This window comes from Burkholderia sp. R-40 (assembly GCF_049942845.1).
GTDB classification, from domain to species: domain Bacteria; phylum Pseudomonadota; class Gammaproteobacteria; order Burkholderiales; family Burkholderiaceae; genus Burkholderia; species Burkholderia ambifaria.
In genome coordinates this window covers 1,656,958-1,677,125 of record NZ_CP187968.1, presented here as the reverse complement: position 1 = coordinate 1,677,125, position 20,168 = coordinate 1,656,958, and the positions used below count along the sequence as shown (strand labels likewise).

Below are 20,168 nucleotides of genomic sequence, written 5' to 3'. Positions count from 1 at the left end.
CCTTGGATGCGGCCGGCCGCTCACTGCGGCGCGTGCCCTTGCCACGCACGCTGAAGCAATTCGCGAATCGGCGCGCGTTCGATCGGCCGCGGATTCGCGTAGGGGTTCCGGCATGCGAGGTCGGCGGCTTCGTCGAGGCCCGCTTCCGGCATCCCGATATCGGCAAGCGCCGCCGACAGGCCGAGCTGCCGATTCAACCGGAACAACAGCGGGCCGGCGTCGGCCGCGTCGGTGCCGCCCAGCGCCCTCGCGACCCGGCGCAGCGCGTCGGGCGCCGCGGCATGGTTGTAGTGCGCGGTATGCGGCAACATCGCGGCGTGGGTCTGCGCGTGCGGCAGGTTGAAGGTGCCGCCGAGCGTATGACAGAGCTTGTGGTGCAGCGCCATGCCGACCGCGCCGAGACACGTGCCGGCAAGCCATGCGCCGTACAACGCGCGGCTTCGCATCTCGCGGTCGTCGGGCGCGCGCACGATCGCCGGCAGCGCCTCGCCGAGCGCACGAATCGACTCCTCGGCCATCAGGCTGATCACCGGATTCGCATCTTCCGCATAGAGCGCTTCGACCGCATGCGCCATCGCGTTGACGCCGGACGCCGCCGAAATCCCCGGCGGCAGCGACAACGTCAGGGACGGGTCGTAGAGCACCGTACGCGGCAGCACGCGCGCATCGCGCCCGGTGCGCTTCAGCCGGCCTTCCGTGAGCCCGTAGATCGGCGTCATCTCCGAGCCCGCGTAGGTCGTCGGCACGGCGAGGATCGGCAGCGACGCTTCGAGCGCAATCGCCTTGCCGAGCCCGATCGTCGAGCCGCCGCCGATCGCGATGCAGCAGTCCGCGCCCAGCTCGGCCGCCCGCTCGCGCGCCGCACGGGCGACCTCGATCGGCACGTGCATCACGGCCTGCGCGCATATGCCGGCCGCCCGCTCGCCGAGCACGCCGCTGACCCGTTCGGCGAGCGGCTGCTGCTCGGGCGTCGACAGAATCAGCGCGCGGTGCGCGCCGAGCGCGGACAGCTCGTCGGGCAGCCGCTCGAGCGCGCCCCATTCGAACACGACGCGCGACGGCGTTCCCTGATAGACGAAGCGCTCCATGTCGGCCTCAGCGTTTGAAATGCGGCGGCACGTTGCCGTCGACGTTGACCCACACCGAGCGCGCTTCGGTGTAGTCGTGCATCGCCTCGAAGCCCATCTCGCGGCCGTAGCCAGACTGGCCAACGCCGCCGAACGGGCTGCCCGGATTGACGCGCTTGTAGCAGTTGATCCAGCACATGCCCGCGTCGATCCGCGCCGCCATCCTGTGCGCGCGGGACAGATCGTTGGTCCAGAGGCCGCTGCCGAGCCCGTATTCGGTCGCGTTGGCGATCGACAGCGCTTCCTCGTCGCTGCCGAAGCGCAGCACGGTGACGAACGGGCCGAACACTTCCTCCTGTGCGACGCGGTCCGCCGCGCTCTTCGCTTCGATGACCGTCGGGCGCACGTAGTAGCCGTTGGCGAGCGCCGCATCCTGCGGCACGCTGCCACCCGTGAGCACACGGCCGCCCTGCTCGCGCGCGACGTCGACGAACGACAGCACGCGGTCGAGATGCTGCTTCGACGTGAGCGGCCCCATCTCGGTGTCCGGGTCCAGCGGATTGCCGACGCGGATCGACGACGCCAGCGACACGAAACGTTCGAGGAACGCATCGGCGATGCGTTCGTGCAGCACGAGACGCGAACCCGCGATGCACGCTTGCCCCTGGTTGTGGAAGATCGCCCACGCGGCGCCGTTGATGGCGGCGTCGAGGTTCGCATCGTCGAACACGATGTTCGCGCCCTTGCCGCCCAGCTCCAGCTGCACGCGCTTCAGGTTGCCCTGCGATGCCTCGACGATCCGGCGGCCCGTCGCCGTCGACCCGGTGAACGCGATCTTCCCGACACCGGGATGTTCGGCGAGCCGCTGGCCCGCCGTATGCCCATAACCGGGGACGATGTTGACGACGCCGGCCGGGAACCCGACCTCGGCCATCAGTTCGACGATACGCAGCGTCGACAGCGGCGTGATCTCCGACGGCTTGAGCACCACCGTGTTGCCCGCGGCCAGCGCCGGGCCCATCTTCCAGCTCGTGAACATCAGCGGGAAATTCCACGGCACGATCTGGCCGACGACGCCGATCGGCGCGCGCTGCACGTAGTTCAGGAAGCCGGTTTCGACCGGAATCACCGAGCCCTGCAGCTTGTCGGCCATCCCGCCGAAGTAGCGGAAGCATCCTGCCGTGCGCGGCACGTCGAGCGCGCGCGAATCGCGGATCGGGTGGCCGGTGTCCAGCGATTCGAGCTGCGCGAGTTCCTCCGCGTTGGCTTCGATCGCGTCGGCCAGACGCAGCAGCAGCCGGCCGCGTTCCGCCGCCGGCATGGCCGACCACTTCGGGAACGCGCGGGTGGCGGCGGCGACGGCCAGGTCCACGTCCGCCGCGGTGGCTGCGGCGATTGCCGTGATCAGCGAGCCGTCGTGCGGATTGAGCACGTCGATCGTGCCACGCTCGACGGCGTCAACGAAGCGGCCGTCGATGAAGAGTTGGGTTTGCATGAATCGTCCTCGGTATCGCGCGCATGCGCTGCTTAGAATTCGATCGGATACGGCGCAAGCTCGCCGCTCTCGTATCGCTGCGGAAGGTCCGGCGTCGCGTTTTCCCAGACGAGCAGCATCGAACGCTTCGTCGAGTAGCCCTGGTGCCGGATGTCCGCGGGCATCGCGCAGATGTCGCCGGCCCGCATCGTGATGCGTGCGCGCGGCGCACCGGTGTTCTTGTCGCCGATGTCCCACACGATTTCGTCGGACAGTTGCAGGAACCATTCGACGCGGTCGTTGCCGTGGAACACCGGCAGGATGAATTCCTCGGTGGTCGGGCAGAACAGGCTGCGCCCGCACACGGAGGTGACCGACGGATTCCACGTCACGTCCGAGCGCGACAGGTACTTGAACAGGTTGAACGCGTGCAGCTCGCCTTCGAAGCCGGGCTTCACATGCACCTCGGGCTCGTCCTGCCCGACGTCGCGGAACGCGCGGTTGACCGGCAGTTCGTCGCGCAGCGGCGAGTCGCCTTCGAGGCCCGGCATGCGGCGCGTCGCGATGCGCGTGCGCTCGATCGCCGCACCGTTCTCGCCATGCTTGCGGCCGAATGCCGTGCCGGTTTCCTCGGGCGCCGCGAACGGGTCGAAGCCTTCGTTGGTCCAGTCGTGCAGCATCGCCTTGAAGGTCGCCATGATCGTCGGCGTTTCGAAGGTCTCGGTATAGTCGACGCCGGCTTCCTTCAGGATTCCGTTGAATGTGCCGGCATAGACGTCCACCTTGCCGTAGTGATTGCGCGTGCCGAACACGTGATCGAAATTCACCCAGCCGTAGAAGAAGCCCCACGCCACGTCACGCATCATCGCGCGCAAAAACGCGTCCGCGGGGATCGCATGCGTGCGCGTGCTGCCCTTCGCCGGCCAGCTGATTTTCACGAAGTACTCGTCGCGCTGGAACGCGAACGCGCCGAGGTGGAAGCGGCGGTAGCCGGTGACGGCATCGGCTTCGGTGGCTTGCACCAGATCGGCGGCGAAGCCGGCGGAAAGATCGAGGGTCTCGAGGGTGGCCATCACGTGTCTCCTGGAATAGTCGAATGGGGGGCGGTCGGATCGGTCAGTGCAGGCAGATGTCGGCCCACTTCTCGACGGACAGTTCGCCGAGCACGGTCTGCACGAGCGCGACGCCCGGCTTGTCGGCGGCGAACCGATACGCGCAGCCGGCCGGCAGCAGCGCCTGATGCCCCTTGCGCAGGACGACGTAGCCCATCTCGCGGCCCGCCGGCTGCGTGCCGGCGCTCACGGTGCCGCGGCCGGTGGTCGGCGGGTTGTCGAGCTTGATGAATTCGATGCGGACTTCGCCGTCCATCTGGATCGCGAACTCGTCGTGCGCGCAGGCAAACCACGGCGACTGGCCGTCGGTGCGCAGCACTTCGATCACGTATTCGAGGTTCTTGCCGGCGACGACTTTCTCGTAGGGGGCCGACTTCGATGCCACCTCGAACACGTTCGAGAAGGCGTAGTGCTGCGCGCTGCCGGTGGTGATTTCGATCTCGCCCTTGGTGTAGCTGTCGAGCGAGCCAAAGACGGTGTGGAATGCCGTGTCGGTCATTGCTGTCTCCTGAGTTGTACCGCTTGTTGGATTCAACTCTAGGGGCAAGGGCGCCCCTCAACAAGGCAACGGAGCGCGACTACGGCATTTGCGTTTCGCGAATAATCGCCCGGCTCAACGGACCCAGCCGCGCTCCAGCAGCGGACGGTCCCACGGCGACTCGTCGCCGATGTATTCGGCGAGGAATTCGACCAGCGCTTTCACCTTCAACGCCTGTCGCTGCGTTGCGGGATAGACGGCGGCGAAGCTCAACGGCGCGATCTGGAAGTCGGTGAGGATGGGCACCAGCCGGCCCGCGACGAGCGCCTCGCTCGCGACCAGCGTGGGCAGGCACACGACGCCGCCGCCCGTCAGCGCGTACTCCCGCAGCAAATGCACGGAGTTCGAGCGGATCATGCCGGGCAACTCCATTTCGACGACCTCGTCGCCGCGCGTCATGGTCCAGCGGTTGCGTGATGGATAACCCGAATACAGCGCGGTCGTGTGCTGCAGCAATTCGCGCGGATGTTGTGGCGCACCATGCGCGTCGAGATACTCGGGCGATGCGCAGAACAGGCGTCGGACCACGAACAGGCGCCGCTCGATCAGCGACTCGGAAATCGGCGGGAAGATCTGGAACGCGATGTCGAACCCTTCTTCGACAGGGTCCACCACACGGTCGTTGACGATGATGTCGAGCTGGATGCCCGGGTAGCGCCGATTGAATTCGGCAAGCGGCACGCCGAAGTGATCGAGCGCGAAGCCGGGCAGCATCTGGATGCGCAGCCGCCCGGTCGGGGTCGCGCGCAGTTCGCGCATCTGGTCGGTCAGCTCGTTGACGCGCCCGACCACCTCCGCGCATTCGCGGTAGAAGGTCTCGCCCACGTCGGACAGCCGCACGTGGCGCGTGCTGCGATGGAACAGCGGCGCGTTGACGAACTTCTCCAGCTGCTGGATGCGGTTCGTCACGACCGAACTGGTGACCCCAAGCTGTCGCGCCGCTTCCGCAAAACTGCTCGCCTCCGCGACCCTGACGAATGCCTCGATGCTCAGAAAGCGGTCCATGCGGCGCCTTTTCCGGGAAGCGAAACCGCCAGTCTAACCGCACCTGCCGGCCGATTGGAGCATGCGCAAAGCGTCACACTGTCACCCGGCAGGTGTCAATCTCGCAGGGCCGCCGGGCGCGGGCGCCGATGCGACCGAGCGGCACGTTACGGCTGCTCGCCCGCCGTCAGCTCCGGCTGCACGCCCACGCGGCGCTGCAGCACGGCCGGCGCGGTTTCCCGCAGCAGCATGCTGACCACGATGCCGAGCAGCACCGCAATCATCGGCAGCCACAGAATGTTCTGGATCCCGAAGTGCGCGGCGACGTAGCCGCCCAGCGCCGGCGCGATGCCGCCGCCGAAGATCTCGCCGCAGCCGACCACCACGCCGATCGACGTCGACACGAGCCCGACGGGCGCGGCTTCGGTCGCAACCGGGCCCGACAGCAGCGACACCAGCCCGAGCGTGAAGAACGACGCGACGAACAGGACGACGAACAACATGACCGGCTGCGGGCCGAGCCCGCGGAAAATGTAGAGCATCACCGCCGTGCCGGCGAAGCCGACGATGCTCGCGAGGCGCCGCCCCACCAGGTCGGACAGGCCCGGCAGCCCGAACTGCCCGAGAAAGCCGCCGAAGCCGATCGCCGACACCACGAGGCCCATCTTCTGCGTGCCGAGCGACAGGTAGTCCGTCAGGTACAGCGGCAGCAGCGCGCCGAGCACGAACACGCCGGTCATCGCGCAACAAAGCGCGGCCATCGCGACGAGGATGTTGCGGCTCTTGAGCACATGGCCGAGCGAGGCCGGCGCGTGTTCCGACGCAACCTCCTTGGTGCGCTTCGGTTCGCGGATCACGAAGAACATGATCGCGCCGAGGATCAGCCCGGGAAGCGCCACGAGCGCGAACACCCAGCGCCACGACACGACATTGAGCAACTGGGTCGCGATGATCGGCGACAGCGCCAGCCCGAACAGCGCGAAGCCGCTTTGCTGCAGCCCGAGGTTCAGGCCGCGCCGCCGCGGGTGCGACGCGTCGGCGGTCGCCGCGAAGCTGGTCGGGCAGAACGAACCCTCGGCCACGCCCATCAGCCCGCGGATCGCGATCAGGCCGAGCAGCCCGCCCGCGAGCCCCGAGAAGCCGGACAGCAGCGAGAACGCGACGATGGCGGGGATCAGCACCTTGCGGCGGCCGATCTTGTCCGAGATGCCGCCCATCAGCGCCGCGAAGATGCCCCACGACAGGCCGAGCACGCCGATGCAGTTGCCGACGTCCTGCGCGGTCAGGTTCAGGTCCTTCATGATCGACGGGAACAGCGGCGCGATGAGCCAGCGGTCGAGGCCGACCAGCCCGAAACCGAGCGCCAGCAGCGTCACCGCCTTCCACTCATAGGAGGTATCCCACTCGTTTGCTTTCATGTCTGTCTCCGTGGATTGGTCCGCGTGCACGCGCCGCAGCGTCGGTGCATGAAGCCAGGTCCGTTGTCTTGTGTGCGATGCGACGCGAGTCGCGAGGAAATGGCGGCCGCCTTTCCGGTTGCAGGCGTCGAATTCAATCAGCCGACGCCCGAACGATAGGTGCGCGGCCGCCGATCGGGTATGGAACAACCGGCGAACGCGCCATTCGCGAAACGCAAATAATCGGGAGCGGGAGGTGGAAGCGTCGGCGGGAAAGCGCCGGGCGACGGGCTGCGGGCGTCGACGTGACGTTCACCGGCGTGTTACGGGGGAATCCCTCATAGACATCATGCGTTCGCGCACATTGCCTGCGCAGGCACGAGTGCGATCCCGTTCGCGTCTTTTCCGATACTGCAACAGGCAGTCGTTCGCCTTTATGTCTGACAAATCGAGTTTTTAAAAATCCACACCTGCTTTAATCGGACAAAAGAAACCGATTTCACCCTCTCGGTTCCCCGAACAATTGTCGGGACAGCATCAATCGCATATCGACATAAGATTTTTAAAAAACGAACCGATCGCCAAAAACGCAAAATACTGTTTCTTAAAGATAAATCTCGCAATCCCAAAATAAAAATATATTCTCCGAGCCAGAAAAACTTGCTAATCTCCGCCGCGCGATTTATCGGATTTCCGCCCTTAACCCTACCGATATTCAATTTCAGATAAATCCGAATTCTGAAACATAGCAATGAGATTAGCGTGATGTCGATAGCAAAAACGCTCCGTAATTTTGCGTCTGGTCTGATTGACGGGAACCCGCGGCCGGTCGATCTCCATTTCGGGCGCGCGCAACGCGCGGTCGGCCATCTGCTGGCGCTCCATCACGCCGATATCCATGAAGGGCTGATGTCCGGAATCGAAGGGCAGCTGACCTGCGTATCCACCCACGACCATCTGTCGCCGGCGCTGTTTCTCGGGCTGCCCGTGTCGGTTCGGGTGACAACCGATCGGGGCGGCGTACGCGCGATCAATGCGATCGTGCGCGAAGTGCGGACCGGACAATCCGACGGCGAGCTGACCGTCTATCAATTGCAGGTGTGTGACGCGCTGTCGTTGATGGAGGGGCGCACGAACGCCCGCGTATTCCGCTCGCGCAGCGTGACGGAAATCCTCACGACGCTGATGAACGAATGGAAACAGCGCAGCTACGCACTCGCGCGCGCATTCGATTTCGACCTGTCCGGGCTGCAGGCCGATCGCTATCCGGTGCGCGAGCTCACGCGGCAGGTCAATGAATCGGACGCGCGCTTCATCCGGCGTCTGCTGCGCCGGGAAGGCATCACGGTCTTCGCGAAGGCCGAACCAGTCGGACGCGTGCACGGCATGGCCGACGAGCAGCCGGTTCACACGCTCGTATTTTGCGACGATCCGCATTGCCTGAAGGAGGCACCGGCCGGTGCGCTGCGCCTTCACCCTCGCGACGCAGGCGCTGCGCAGCGCGACACGGTGACGCTCTTTGCGCACCGCCAGCGCCTGTCGTCCGGCAAGGTCCGCCGTCCGTCGTGGGACTACAAGACGGCTCGCATCGACGATTCAACGGCCGTCGCCAGCCTCCATCAGGGTGAATCGGGAAACGATCTGGCACACCTGCTGACCGACGTCGCAATCGACATCCCGCACGTCGGCGATTCGTGGACCGATCACGACCGCATCACGCGCGACCGGATACTGGCTCACCAGTTCGAAGCCGAGCGATACGACGGGGTCAGCAACGTGCGCGATTTACCGGTCGGCCACTGGTTCACGCTGACGGGCGACCCGGAGCTGGATATGAAGCCGATCGAGCATCGTCGGTTTGTCGTCACGTCGGTTCGACACGATATCCGGAACAACCTGCCAACGCAGCTGACGAGTCGGGCGCAGGGACTTTTCGCAGCGAGCCGTAACCTGACGCAAACCGCTCCGCCCACACTTGCCGATCCGTCGGAGCAAACCGACACGCGCTACGAGAACCGATTCACGTGCGTGCGGCGCGGCGTGCCGCTCAAGCCCGCCTACGATCCGAAGATCGATGTGCCGCCGGTTCACCTGCTGACCGGCACGATCGTCGGCATGCAGGGCGAGGAAGTGTTTTGCGACAGCGCCGGCCGCGTGCGCGTGCGGATCCACGGTTACGATCCGGCCGATCATGCGCACGCGCAAGGCGCCGGAACGAACGGCCGGGCCGGTGACAGTGCACCCGTTCGTGTCGGGGCAAATCTGGCGGGTGGCAACTTCGGGACGCTCTTCCTGCCCCGCGTCGGCATGGAAGTCCTGTTGGGATGTCTTGCAGGCGACCCGGACCGGTTGGTCATCATCGGTGTCCTGAGCAATGGCGCGAACCCGCCAGCGACCTTCAGTCATACCGGCGCGCTTCCCGGCAACCGTTTCCTCTCCGGCATCAAGACCAAGGAAATCAACGGCAGGCGTTATAACCAGCTTCGTCTGGACGACACGCCGTCGCAAATCTCGGCGCAGTTGGCGAGCGAACATGCGCACACCGAATTGAATCTCGGGTATCTGACGCAGCCGCGAGAAAACGGACATGCGGAGGCGCGCGGCGAAGGCGCGGAGCTGCGCACCGACGCCGCCGCCGCGTTGCGCGCCGCCCGCGGCATCCTGCTGTCGACCTATGCGCGCACACGGGCCAGCGGTGGTCAGCTCGATCGCGATGAACTGGTTCGCCTGCTCGATCAATGCACCGAACTCTTCAAATCGCTCGGCGATTACGCCGGCCAGCACGGCGGGCAGGCCGCGGACACCAGCGGTCAGGACAACGTCGCCAGTGCATTCCGTAACTGGACGCCCGGCGGCGCGGCCGACGATGCGTGCGCGCTGCTCGCATTCGGCGCGCAGTCCGGGGCGCTCCACGTCACGCCCAAAACGCACGTGATCCATGCGGGCGAGAACATCGATCAGGTCGCGCAGCAACATGTGCAAGTCACGAGCGGCGAGCGCATCAATCTGCATGCCGGTCGCGGCGTCGCGATGTTTGCGCACGGCGACGGCGTGTCGGCGATCGCGAATCAGGGGAAGGTCACGATCCAGTCGCAGAACGACGATACGCGCGTCGACTCGGCGAAGAACATTCAATTGACCGCAGCGGGCGGGAAGCTCGTCGGCACCGCTAGCGATGAAGTCGTGCTCGTTACGTCCGGTGGCGCGTATCTCCGGCTGCGCGGCGGCGATATCGAGCTGGGATGTCCCGGCACTTTCACGGTGAAGTCGGCCGGTCATGCGTGGGATGGTCCGGCGAGCATGAGCGCGGACATGCCGATATTCGCTCAGGACACGCTTGGCCGCGTGCCAAAGCTGGTCCGCGCGACGGACGGCCACGCGGCGACGGGATTCGAAGGCGAAATTCAAAAGCCATCCGGGCCGGTATCGAACGTATCGAGCGACGTGGCCGGCCAACTGCCAGCGGTCGATGCCGATCAGTTCGAGAGACTGGCGGTGCGGTTCATCAAGAAAAACGTATAGGAATGCGCAGGAGTTTGAATGAGCGATTCATTTCTTGATCCGGTGACGGTAGCGGCCACTCCTGGCGACCAACCCGCGACGAAAGCCGATGCTCCCGACGTTCCTGCGCCGCGGCCGGCGCCGCCGCAGATCGTCGTCGGCCGCGGCGAAGGCGTAACGATGTTTGCAAAGAACACGCCGCTGATCTGCATCAAGCAATTGCCGTTGCCCGGCATCGTGATCTTCGTGCACGGCGTCAACTCGGAGGGCGAATGGTTCGATGCAACGGAGCAAGGGCTGTGCAAAGGGATGAATCGGCGGCTCGGGCGGCTGGACGATCAGATGATGTATCACGGCGTCGATGCGGGGCAACTGACGCCCGCGAAGTACACGGAAAGCGTGACGCCGGATGGGTTCTTGAATCCCGATTTTCTGCCGGACAATTACATCAATCCGGATCCATCGTTTTCGCCTGTGATTCATTTTCGATGGGGCTATCGGGCGACCGCGGCCGAACTGAAGGAGTATGGCGACAAGATCTTTCTGAACGAGAAGGACTATTGGGGAGGCGGCCCATTCACGAACGGCTGCGCAAGCCTGCCCGATCTCTGGCACGGCGGTCTGGATGATCGAACGATGGGGTGGATGACAGTGCAGGGCATCAATCCAACCAATCGGCCGCTGTACCGCGCGCCGCCTCGCGCGTATGGCGTGCTCGCGGCGTTGCGATTGGCCAGGCTGATCGAGTCGATCCGCCGCATGCAGGCTGATGTACCGATCACCGTCGTATGTCATAGCCAGGGCAACATCGTCGGCCTGACAGCAGCGTTCTTCGGCGACACCTTCCCCGATGTCGAAGATCCGTGGGGACGCACCGGGCATTGCGTGGCAGATGCCTACGTACTGGCGAATGCGCCGTATAGCCTTGCGAATGCGGACGGCCCGTACAAATCCGACACGTTCATGGATACATGGTCTCAACGCGCGACGAAAGACGCGAGCGGTCATCGCGGACGGCAGACCTATGCCGCGCGCACGAAGACCTTCGGCAAGTTTCTATCGATCATCGGCGCTCGCAAGGAGCATGAGTTGCTAGCAGGCAAGATCGATGAAGACATGGCAAACGAGCGGGTATCGCCCACGAGCAACCGGTCGTATGCGGCGCAAGAGGATCGCGCGCGGCACGGCTTGAATGGGTCGACGTATGGCCGCGTCACCGCGTATTGCTGTCCACATGATCAGGTGATTTCGGCGGTGACGGTGCAAGGCATCGGCTGGCGCGGGATCAGCAAGCACGAACTTGAGGATATCGGTGCGGCGGGCATCCTGACACAGCGCGTGTTCGCATCAGGTTTTCCGGTCGGCGTGCAGAAACCGTATCGGTATTGGGAAGACGACTGGCGGCATGGCAAGCAAGGAACAAAACCGGGCTTCTGGTACCCGCCATCGCCGCCCGCCAAGTTCAATCTGATCGGCGCGATCAAGGGTAATGAGTCTGTCTTGGGCGTGGCCGCTACGCTCGTGACAGCGCCCCTGATGTTCGTCGTGACCGGTATCAGCTCCGCGTTGAACATGCTGCGTGTAAATGCCGATCCGCCGAAAGGCTGGACCGTGGTGGCAGATGCGCCGGCACTAGACGATCCGTTTCCGCCGAAGGCGCTGCGATTCGGCAAGCCCGTCGAAACAAAGGACGGCGACGCGACAAGTGACTTCAACGAAGGCAACGATCCACCAGCCGCGTGGCGCGACGCGAGCAAGTCCGATGCGGACAAGCGGGCCGACGATCCGTACGACCAATACAACGCAAAGAACGCGGATAGCGTCGCGCAGGGTACGGCGGAAACGGAAGCCGGACAGCGCTATGAAGATCGCGCGTTGATGCGCATGGAAGCGCGTCGAACGCTGAATACGGAATGGCTCGATCGCGACGGGCACGTGATCGGCGAGGACGGCAAAAGTGCGATGCCCGAGGGCTACAAGGAATGGCGCGACAAGCAGATCGTCGACTGGCTCGATCGTGGTGCGACCAATAGCCCGACCAACCACTCTACGACGATGACCAATCCGGAGCATGCCGAGAAGGCGCTTGCGTATGACGTTGCGGTGGGCTTGTGCTACTTGACGCCCGATCAACTTTACGGCTTGCGGATCGAGGCCGATTGGCGGATGGGAGACGGCATTCCCGATTCCAATCCGAACAAGCCGTACGCCAACTACTTTAAATACGGAATGCTTGATCGAATGTCGATGCACGAATGGGCACATGCCACGAATGGCGAAGGAAAGATACCCGAGGCGATCACGGACGAACGTGAAGGCGAGTTTTATTTGAAGGCCGGGGGTTTCGTATGAAGTCCCTGATCGCCACGCGGCCGCGACGCGTCGCCATCGCTTTTTCGACATGGCTCATCACCACAGTGCTCATGGCCTCGCTGATGGCGCATGTCGAACAACCCGACCCAGCACATTTGGAAATGGGAGATTGGATGAAACGATTCGTTATCGTTCCCGGCCTTGCCGCGCTCATGGTGTTTCTGTTCACTACGGCGGTGATGCGCCCGGTGCAAGCCGCGCCTGCGCTAAAGCCGGCTGAACCAGAAATTGAAGAACTGGCCAAGCCGTTTGTCGCTCAGGTCGTCGGCCTGATGTGGTTGAATCCGTTGCAACGCATGGACTATCCGACCGAATGGCAATTGTTGTGGACGCAAGGACTTTCGACACCGAACAAGAATGACGACATGGTGCGCACCAAACCCGAAAAATTTTCGTCGCTTCGATCAATCGGGGCGTTGGTGTACGGCAATCGTGGCACGGAAACATTCAAGGGTTTCTACCACAAGTACGTAAGCAAGTTTCTCGTGTTGATGCGTTCGCGCTACTTCGCGAACGCGAGCTATTTCTACACCGTGAAATCCGAGAATCCCAAAGATTGGCGCGAGCTTGCCGGAATACATATCGAGCTCGCGCTGCCTCCAAGGCTTGATCCGATCGAAGCGAAGACGTACTTCACCAATGAGTTTCTCCAATGCTTTGAAATCGGTCCACCATCACCCAAGACCCTTTGGAGCCGCGACACACCCCCTGATATCCAGATCACGCAAGGCGGCGCGAACGCCGGCTTTACATCGCTGAACAACGCGTTGGACTACTTGCAGGCAAACCCCGACAAGACCGCGTGGGCAATGAACTGGGACGCCCCCAACTTCCCGCCCACGGATGCGCAGATCAACGAAAACCTTGTCGTGCTGTTCCTCGCCGGCCCGAACTTCAACACCGAGCGCGAACCACTCGCGTGGATCGGCAAGGCCGCGGCCGGCGACACGAAAGCATTTGCCCCGAAGGTCGGCACGACTCGCGCCGTACAGGCGTGGAAGGCAACCATCGCCCAAGCGGCCCGCAATGCCGGCGTCGCGGTCACTGACCTGAATTACATCGTTCACGATGCAGGCCACGGCAGCGATGCAGCGTCCTCACGCGTCGCCGCCCTCGCGCAAACCTTGACCGAAACGCTCCCGGAATACGACCACAAGAAGCAGACATTCAACACCGCCGCCCTGCTCGGCGACATGGGAACAGGCAGCGCATTGACCGACGTCGCGCTCGCGATCGGCCGGATCAACCACTTCGGCGGCAACGCATTGGTCGCCGGCACGACCGACGCTGAACACCCCGTGGCCGTCGTCGTCAGGCCGCCATCGAATCTCACGCCGATCGACCCGACCAAGGACTGGTTCCGCGCGCGCGGCGGAAACAATGCATACCTGCCGTGGTGGGGACGCCGACACGATGTCGATTACGGCATGCAGGGTTATTCGTGGTGATGCAAACCGGCTCCGCGGCACAGCGCGAGCAACACGCGACCACCACACGAATCATTCGGAGGACGAGTCATATGCGAGGAATCATCCGCGTAGGCGACATGCATACCCACGGCGGCCGGGTCGAATCCGGAGCCGGAATCAGCAAGGTCATGGGGCGCGCGGTCGCGCGCTTCGGCGACGCCTGCTCGTGTCCGATCCACGGCGCCTGCACGATTGCGGCAGGCGACCCGGCCTTCAACATTGAAGGCCAAGCCGCCGCGTTCGATGGTGACGAAACGACCTGCGGCGCGAAACTGATTTCTTCACTTCCGAATTCGGGGCGAATTTGAATGCAGAAGACACGACGCATGACCGCCGAACAGTTCCGGCTGTTGCGGCTTCAAGATACCCGCATCAAGCCGGTGAACCAGTGGGCGCTGCACGAGATTTTCGTGAAGGGCCGCCCGCAGCGCGAACTGGCCGCGAAGCTGGGCATGAACCGCTCCGCAATGTCTCAACTCGTTCGCAAGGCGTGGCAGCGGTATCTGGACCTGCCGGGTAACGTCACACGCCTCACCACGGTGACGATCACGATCCCGGCGAAATACGAGCGCGCGCTGCACGCATGGGTGCAGGACGCGTATCGTTTATCCAACCGGCCCGATCAAAACGAGCCGGCCTGACCGACGCGCTAATGGCATTCGGTCGGTCGCAAGCCGGCCCAGGCGCAACCTGGATGCGCCGCGCCATGCGGGCATCCGTATGACCAATCCCCGATGCCCCGCCATCCCAAGAAAGAAATTCATCCCCCAATATCGGAGTCAGATAGATTCATATTCCATATCAAGCTAAATTCCCAGCCGCTTTTGGATCCTTTTTCCCCGCCCGACCTCGTATCATTTCTCCCATTCCGAAGAGAAGAGCAAGAGAAGGACATGAGCGATACCACCCCGCTGCACTACCTCGACTACGCAGCCACCACCCCTGCGGATCCCCGCGTGATCGAAGCGATGACGGCCTGCCTCGGCGCCGACGGCATCTTCGGCAATCCCGCGTCGAGCTCGCACGCCGCCGGCCGGCTGGCGAAGGAAAAAGTCGAGCACGCACGCGCGCAGGTTGCCGCGCTGATCGGCGCGCATGCCGACGAGATCATCTGGACGTCGGGCGCCACCGAATCGAACAACCTCGCGCTGAAGGGCTACGCGGAAGCCGCGACCGACAAGCGCCATCTGATCACGAGCCGCATCGAACACAAGGCCATCCTCGACACGATGGCGAACCTGACGAAGCGCGGGATGACGGCCGCTTACCTGAGCCCCACCGCCGACGGCGAAATCACCGTCGACGCCGTGGCCGCGGCGATCCGCCCCGATACGGGCCTCGTGTCGCTGATGCTCGTCAACAACGAGCTCGGCACGCTGACGGACATCGGCGCGATCTCGCGCATCGTGCATGCGGCGGGCGCGCTGCTGCACGTCGACGCCGCGCAGGCGCTGGGCAAGACGCCGATCGACGTGCGCGCGCTCGGCATCGACCTGCTGTCGATGTCCGCGCACAAGGTGTATGGCCCGAAGGGTATCGGCGCGCTGTTCGTCCGTCGCGACATCGCCGATCGCATCGCGCCGCAGATTCACGGCGGCGGGCACGAACGCGGCCTGCGCTCGGGCACGCTCGCGACGCATCAGATCGTCGGGATGGGCACCGCGTGCGAGCTGGCCGCCGACAAGCTCGAGCGCGAAGCCGAGCGGATCGCGGCACTCAGCGCGCGCCTGAAGGACGCGCTGCACGCGCTCGGCGACATCACGCACAACGCGGCAGCGGCGCGCCGCATCCCGCACACGTTGAGCCTCACGGTGAACGCGCCGGGCTTCTTCCCGTTCATGCTCGGCGATTCGCTTGCCGTGTCGTCGACCTCCGCATGCAATTCGACGAGCGGCGCGCCGTCCCACGTGCTGACCGCGATCGGTCTCGATGCGGAAACCGCCGGCCGCACGGTGCGTATCAGCTTCGGCCGCTTCACGACCGAGCAGGACGTCGATTTCGCGGTCGCGTGTTTCGCGCGCGCGATCGAGCAATGCCGGGCCGCGGCCGCCACCGGGTTCACCGCGTCGCGACAGATCACGGCGGCGGACCTGAAAGCGATCCGCAATGCAGGCTTTCGCGCGGTGATCTGCAACCGGCCGGACGGCGAAGGCGCCGATCAACCGGCCTTCGACGAGATCGCGGCCGCCGCGCGCGAACTCGGCCTCGACGCGCGCTATCTGCCGGTCGAACGCGACCGGATCGGCGATGCGGAAGTCGACGCGTTCGGCGCACTGGTCGATGCGCTGCCGAAGCCCGTGCTCGCGTATTGCCGCAGCGGAAGCCGCTCCGGGATGCTGTGGAACCGGCTGACGGCGCGGCGGACGGCGACGGCCTGAGCGCAACGCCGTTTCCGCGCGGCGAAGCGCGGTTCGCGTCGGGCGACGCGCCAGTTCTCCCCCTACTTCACCCGCTCCAGTTGCAGCGCCACCCAGTCTGACGTCGCGTCGCCGTAGCGCGCCACGACGTCTGCGAGCACACCGGGCAGCAGCGCGTCGCAACGTACTTGCGCATCCGCCGTTGCGCCAACATCGCTGCGCGATGTCCGCACCCACGCATCGGCGGTGAGCACCATCGGGGAGTTCGTCGAAGCCGCTCGCGACCGGCCAATCGAAGGTCCGATACCGCCAGAACGTGACGCGATTCGTCGGCGCAGTCGCAACGGCACGTGCGGTCAACCCGACCCGGCTGCCGTCGTGCACATCGCTCCATCCATCCGCGCCGACGTTGCGCCCCGCCGCCGATCCCGCCAACGCATTCACCAATGCAATCGACGCGCGAACCGACGCGGCCACGCCAGTCGCCGTCATCGCATTCCCCTCCATCACATAACGGCGATCGCCGACCCAAGCCGCATCAGCCCCCCCCTCGACGCCCCCGAAAGGTGCATCCGTCCAGACTTTCCGGTGCATTGCCGAAATCCGATAGCGTCGCGAGATTTGGCTTCATACCGTTCCCGCATCGGACCGGAAAGCGACGTGTCATTCACCCATGACGTCGCGTGCCGCCGACGAATTCCAGGGGCGGGCCGCAATGCCGGGCCCGGGCAGCGATGACGGTCCTGCCATGCAGGACATTCGTGACGGAGCGAACATGGACGCGAAAATCCAGCCTGACTCAGGCACCGACAGTGACGTAAGCCTTCTCCACAAGATGGGATATGCGCAGGAGCTGTCGAGACGCATGAGCGGCTTCTCGAACTTCGCCGTGTCGTTTTCGGTGATCTGCATTCTGTCGGGCGGCATCACGGCGTTTCAGCTCGCGTTTTCCGCCGCCGGCGGCGCATCGATCGGCCTCGGCTGGCCGCTCGGCTCGCTGTTCGCGCTGATCGTCGCAGTGTCGATGTCGCAGATCGCATCGGCGTTCCCCACCGCCGGCGGCCTCTATCACTGGGGCGCCATCCTCGGCGGGAAGCAATGGGGGTGGATGACGGCGTGGCTCAACCTGATCGGCCTGATCTTCGTGATCGCCGCGATCAATTTCGGCACCTATGATCCGTTCTTCAAGACGCTGATCGCCCCGATGTTCGGCGTCACTTCGGACAGCCTGACGTGGTGGCATCAGACCGCGTTCATCGCGTTCATCACGCTGTCGCAGGCGATGCTGAACGCACGCGGCATCAAGATCGCGAGCAAGATCACCGACCTGTCCGGCTACCTGATCTTCGTCGTGACGATCGCGCTGGTCGTGTCGCTGCTCGTCTACTCGCCGGTCGCGTTCGACCTGCATCGGCTCGTCACCTTCACGAACTTCACCGGCGTCGACGGCGGCGCATGGCCGAAACAGACGCTGCCGCTCGCGTTCCTGTCCGGCCTGCTGCTGGTGACCTACACGATCACGGGCTTCGACGCGTCCGCGCACACGTCCGAAGAGACCCACAACGCGGCGAAGAACGTGCCGCGCGGCATCATCGGCTCGGTGTTCTGGTCCGCGGTGTTCGGCTACGTGATGGTGTGCACGTTCGTGCTGGTGATGCCGGACCTGACGGCCGCGATGAAACAGGGCACCGGCTTCTTCGAAGCGATCCTCGCGCCGATTCCGAAGACCTTGCGCGTGTGCCTCGAACTCGCGATGTTCTTCATCAACTACGTGTGCGGGCTCGCCGCGATCATGTCGACGTCGCGCATGGTGTATGCGTTTGCGCGCGACGGCGGGCTGCCGGCGTCGAAACTGCTGCGCAGCGTGAATCACAACCATCGGACGCCCGGCCCCGCGATCTGGACGTGCGCCGTGCTCGCGATCGTCGTCACGCTGTACGGCGACGCGTTCTCGGTGTTGAGCGCGGGCAGCGCCGTGTTCCTGTTCATCTCGTATGCGATGCCGATCGGCTCCGGGATGCTCGCCGAAGGGCGCACGTGGACCGAAAAAGGCCCGTTCCAGCTCGGCATCTGGTCGAAGCCGTGCGCGTTGCTCGGGCTGGTGGGCGCCTGCGTGCTGGCTTACGTCGGCATCCAGCCGCCGAACGAGAAGGTGCTCTACGTGCTGGTTGCGTTCGTGGTCGTGCTGATGGTGATCTGGTACGGCTTCGGTGTGCGCAAGTCGTTCGCGGGCCCGCCGGTGCTCAAGGACACGCACAACGACGCGCGCATTCGCGAACTCGAGGCGAACGTCGATGCGTCGGTGTGAAGCGATAGCGGCTCATACGTAGGATTACAATGCAAAAAATCCGGCTCGCACATACACGGCGAGCCGGATTTTTTTACATCGCTTCGGACCGGACGAGATTCAACCGCCTGAGCAGTTGAACGCCCGACCGGCTGCCCGATTGCAGCGCGTCAGCCGTAGACCGGGAAACGCTGCGTCAACTCCGCGACGCGCCCGCGAACGCGCTCGATCGTCGCCGCATCTTCCGGCGCTTCCAGCACGTCGGCGATCAGGTTGCCGACCAGTTCGGCTTCCGCCGGGCCGAAGCCGCGCGTCGTCATCGCCGGCGAACCCAGGCGGATGCCGCTCGTCACGAACGGCTTTTCCGGATCGTTCGGGATCGCGTTCTTGTTCACCGTGATGTGCGCAGCGCCCAGCGCCGCTTCCGCCGCCTTGCCCGTGATGTTCTTCGCGCGCAGGTCCACCAGCATCACGTGGCTTTCGGTGCGGCCCGACACGATCCGCAGCCCGCGCTTGACCAGCGTTTCAGCCAGCACGCGCGCGTTCTCGACCACCTTTTCCTGGTACGCCTTGAATTCCGGCGACAGCGCTTCCTTGAACGCCACGGCCTTCGCCGCGATCACGTGCATCAGCGGGCCACCCTGGATGCCCGGGAAGATCGCCGAGTTGATCGGCTTCTCGTATTCCGACTTCATCAGGATCACGCCGCCGCGCGGGCCGCGCAGGCTCTTGTGCGTCGTCGTCGTCACGAAGTCGGCGTGCGGCACCGGGTTCGGATACACGCCCGCTGCGATCAGGCCGGCGTAGTGCGCCATGTCGACCATCAGGTACGCACCGACCGACTTCGCGATCTTCGCCAGACGCTCGAAGTCGATCTTCAGCGCGAACGCCGATGCGCCCGCGACGATCAGCTTCGGCTTGTGTTCCTGTGCGAGCTGCTCGGCCGCGTCGTAGTCGATGTCTTCCTGCTCGTTCAGCCCGTAGCTCACCACGTTGAACCACTTGCCCGACATGTTCACCGGCGAGCCGTGCGTCAGGTGACCACCGTGCGCGAGGCTCATGCCCATGATCGTGTCGCCCGGCTTGAGCATCGCGAAGAACACGCCCTGGTTCGCCTGCGAACCCGAGTTCGGCTGCACGTTCGCGGCTTCCGCGCCGAACAGCTGCTTCACACGATCGATCGCCAGCTGCTCGACCACGTCGACGTATTCACAGCCGCCGTAGTAGCGCTTGCCCGGATAACCTTCCGCGTACTTGTTCGTGAGCTGCGAGCCCTGCGCGGCCATCACGGCCGGGCTCGTGTAGTTTTCCGACGCGATCAGCTCGATGTGGTCTTCCTGGCGGCGGTTCTCGTCCTGAATGGCAGTCCAGAGTTCGGGATCGACGTTGGCGACGGTGCTGGTAGTGCGATTGAACATGATGATTGATCAGAAGAGAGTGATGGATTGATCCTGGTATGCCGGACTTGCCCGGACCCGCGAAGCCGAGCGCCGAACCGGCGCTCGATGACGTCGACAACCATGCCGCGTCGCGAAGCCGGCTGAACGGTGACTCGTCGTTGCCATTCCAGCAGAGGCCACGGCGTTCAGATAGAAGGATTGCGACATTC

Annotated in this window: 14 protein-coding genes and 1 pseudogene; 7 read left to right on the top strand and 8 right to left on the bottom strand. The window is 64.4% G+C overall.

Going from position 1 to position 20,168, the window contains the following annotated elements:
• Positions 1-20: 20 nt before the first annotated feature.
• From ACP26O_RS23910 to ACP26O_RS23885, 6 genes are all read right to left on the bottom strand, one after another.
• Positions 21-1,088 carry a maleylacetate reductase gene (locus ACP26O_RS23910; RefSeq protein ID WP_175666056.1) on the bottom strand — a complete coding sequence of 356 codons (1,068 nt, stop codon included), beginning with the start codon at positions 1,086-1,088 and terminating at the stop codon, positions 21-23.
• A 7-nt stretch (positions 1,089-1,095) separates the two neighbouring features.
• A complete protein-coding gene (locus ACP26O_RS23905) occupies positions 1,096-2,562 on the bottom strand; it encodes an aldehyde dehydrogenase family protein (RefSeq protein ID WP_175666055.1) in 1,467 nt (488 codons plus the stop codon).
• A 32-nt stretch (positions 2,563-2,594) separates the two neighbouring features.
• A complete protein-coding gene (locus ACP26O_RS23900) occupies positions 2,595-3,614 on the bottom strand; it encodes a hydroxyquinol 1,2-dioxygenase (protein ID WP_126226489.1) in 1,020 nt (339 codons plus the stop codon).
• A gap of 43 nt (positions 3,615-3,657) precedes the next feature.
• Positions 3,658-4,152: a hydroxyquinol 1,2-dioxygenase gene (locus ACP26O_RS23895; protein WP_175666054.1), complete on the bottom strand. Its 495-nt coding sequence runs from the start codon at positions 4,150-4,152 to the stop codon at positions 3,658-3,660.
• Positions 4,153-4,266: 114 nt separating this feature from the next.
• The gene (locus ACP26O_RS23890) at positions 4,267-5,196 is read right to left on the bottom strand and encodes a LysR family transcriptional regulator (RefSeq protein WP_175701407.1); all 930 of its coding nucleotides are present in this window, start codon (positions 5,194-5,196) and stop codon (positions 4,267-4,269) included.
• A gap of 146 nt (positions 5,197-5,342) precedes the next feature.
• A complete protein-coding gene (locus ACP26O_RS23885) occupies positions 5,343-6,593 on the bottom strand; it encodes an MFS transporter (RefSeq protein WP_175666052.1) in 1,251 nt (416 codons plus the stop codon).
• 744 nt (positions 6,594-7,337) lie between these two features.
• Between ACP26O_RS23885 and ACP26O_RS23880 the strand changes: the two genes are divergently transcribed.
• The 6 genes from ACP26O_RS23880 (at position 7,338) to ACP26O_RS23855 (ending at position 16,293) form a co-directional block, all read left to right on the top strand.
• Positions 7,338-10,094, top strand: a complete 2,757-nt coding sequence (locus ACP26O_RS23880; protein WP_175666051.1) for a type VI secretion system Vgr family protein — start codon at positions 7,338-7,340, stop codon at positions 10,092-10,094.
• 18 nt (positions 10,095-10,112) lie between these two features.
• Complete coding sequence (locus tag ACP26O_RS23875) at positions 10,113-12,425, top strand: T6SS effector phospholipase Tle3 domain-containing protein (RefSeq protein ID WP_175666050.1); 2,313 nt, start codon at positions 10,113-10,115, stop codon at positions 12,423-12,425.
• Positions 12,422-13,894 (top strand): virulence factor, encoded by a 1,473-nt coding sequence (locus tag ACP26O_RS23870; protein ID WP_425101421.1) that lies wholly within the window; start codon positions 12,422-12,424, stop codon positions 13,892-13,894. Before ACP26O_RS23875 ends, ACP26O_RS23870 begins: the two co-directional genes overlap by 4 nt.
• Positions 13,895-13,965: 71 nt before the next feature.
• Positions 13,966-14,223 carry a PAAR domain-containing protein gene (locus tag ACP26O_RS23865; RefSeq protein WP_011660133.1) on the top strand — a complete coding sequence of 86 codons (258 nt, stop codon included), beginning with the start codon at positions 13,966-13,968 and terminating at the stop codon, positions 14,221-14,223.
• A gap of 18 nt (positions 14,224-14,241) precedes the next feature.
• The gene (locus tag ACP26O_RS23860) at positions 14,242-14,556 is read left to right on the top strand and encodes a TrfB-related DNA-binding protein (RefSeq protein ID WP_244099059.1); all 315 of its coding nucleotides are present in this window, start codon (positions 14,242-14,244) and stop codon (positions 14,554-14,556) included.
• 252 nt (positions 14,557-14,808) lie between these two features.
• Positions 14,809-16,293: an aminotransferase class V-fold PLP-dependent enzyme gene (locus tag ACP26O_RS23855; RefSeq protein ID WP_175666048.1), complete on the top strand. Its 1,485-nt coding sequence runs from the start codon at positions 14,809-14,811 to the stop codon at positions 16,291-16,293.
• Positions 16,294-16,355: 62 nt separating this feature from the next.
• On the opposite strand, the pseudogene ACP26O_RS23850 reads toward ACP26O_RS23855, so the two are convergent.
• Positions 16,356-16,812: pseudogene (locus ACP26O_RS23850) on the bottom strand (DJ-1/PfpI family protein); the annotation flags it as partial.
• A 235-nt stretch (positions 16,813-17,047) separates the two neighbouring features.
• On the opposite strand from ACP26O_RS23850, the gene ACP26O_RS23845 reads away from it, so the two are divergent.
• Positions 17,048-18,580 (top strand): amino acid permease, encoded by a 1,533-nt coding sequence (locus ACP26O_RS23845; RefSeq protein WP_175666047.1) that lies wholly within the window; start codon positions 17,048-17,050, stop codon positions 18,578-18,580.
• A 149-nt stretch (positions 18,581-18,729) separates the two neighbouring features.
• Here ACP26O_RS23845 and glyA read toward each other — a convergent pair whose 3' ends face one another.
• Positions 18,730-19,977, bottom strand: coding sequence for a serine hydroxymethyltransferase (gene glyA, locus ACP26O_RS23840; RefSeq protein WP_126226483.1), 1,248 nt, complete (start codon positions 19,975-19,977; stop codon positions 18,730-18,732).
• Positions 19,978-20,168 lie beyond the last annotated feature (191 nt).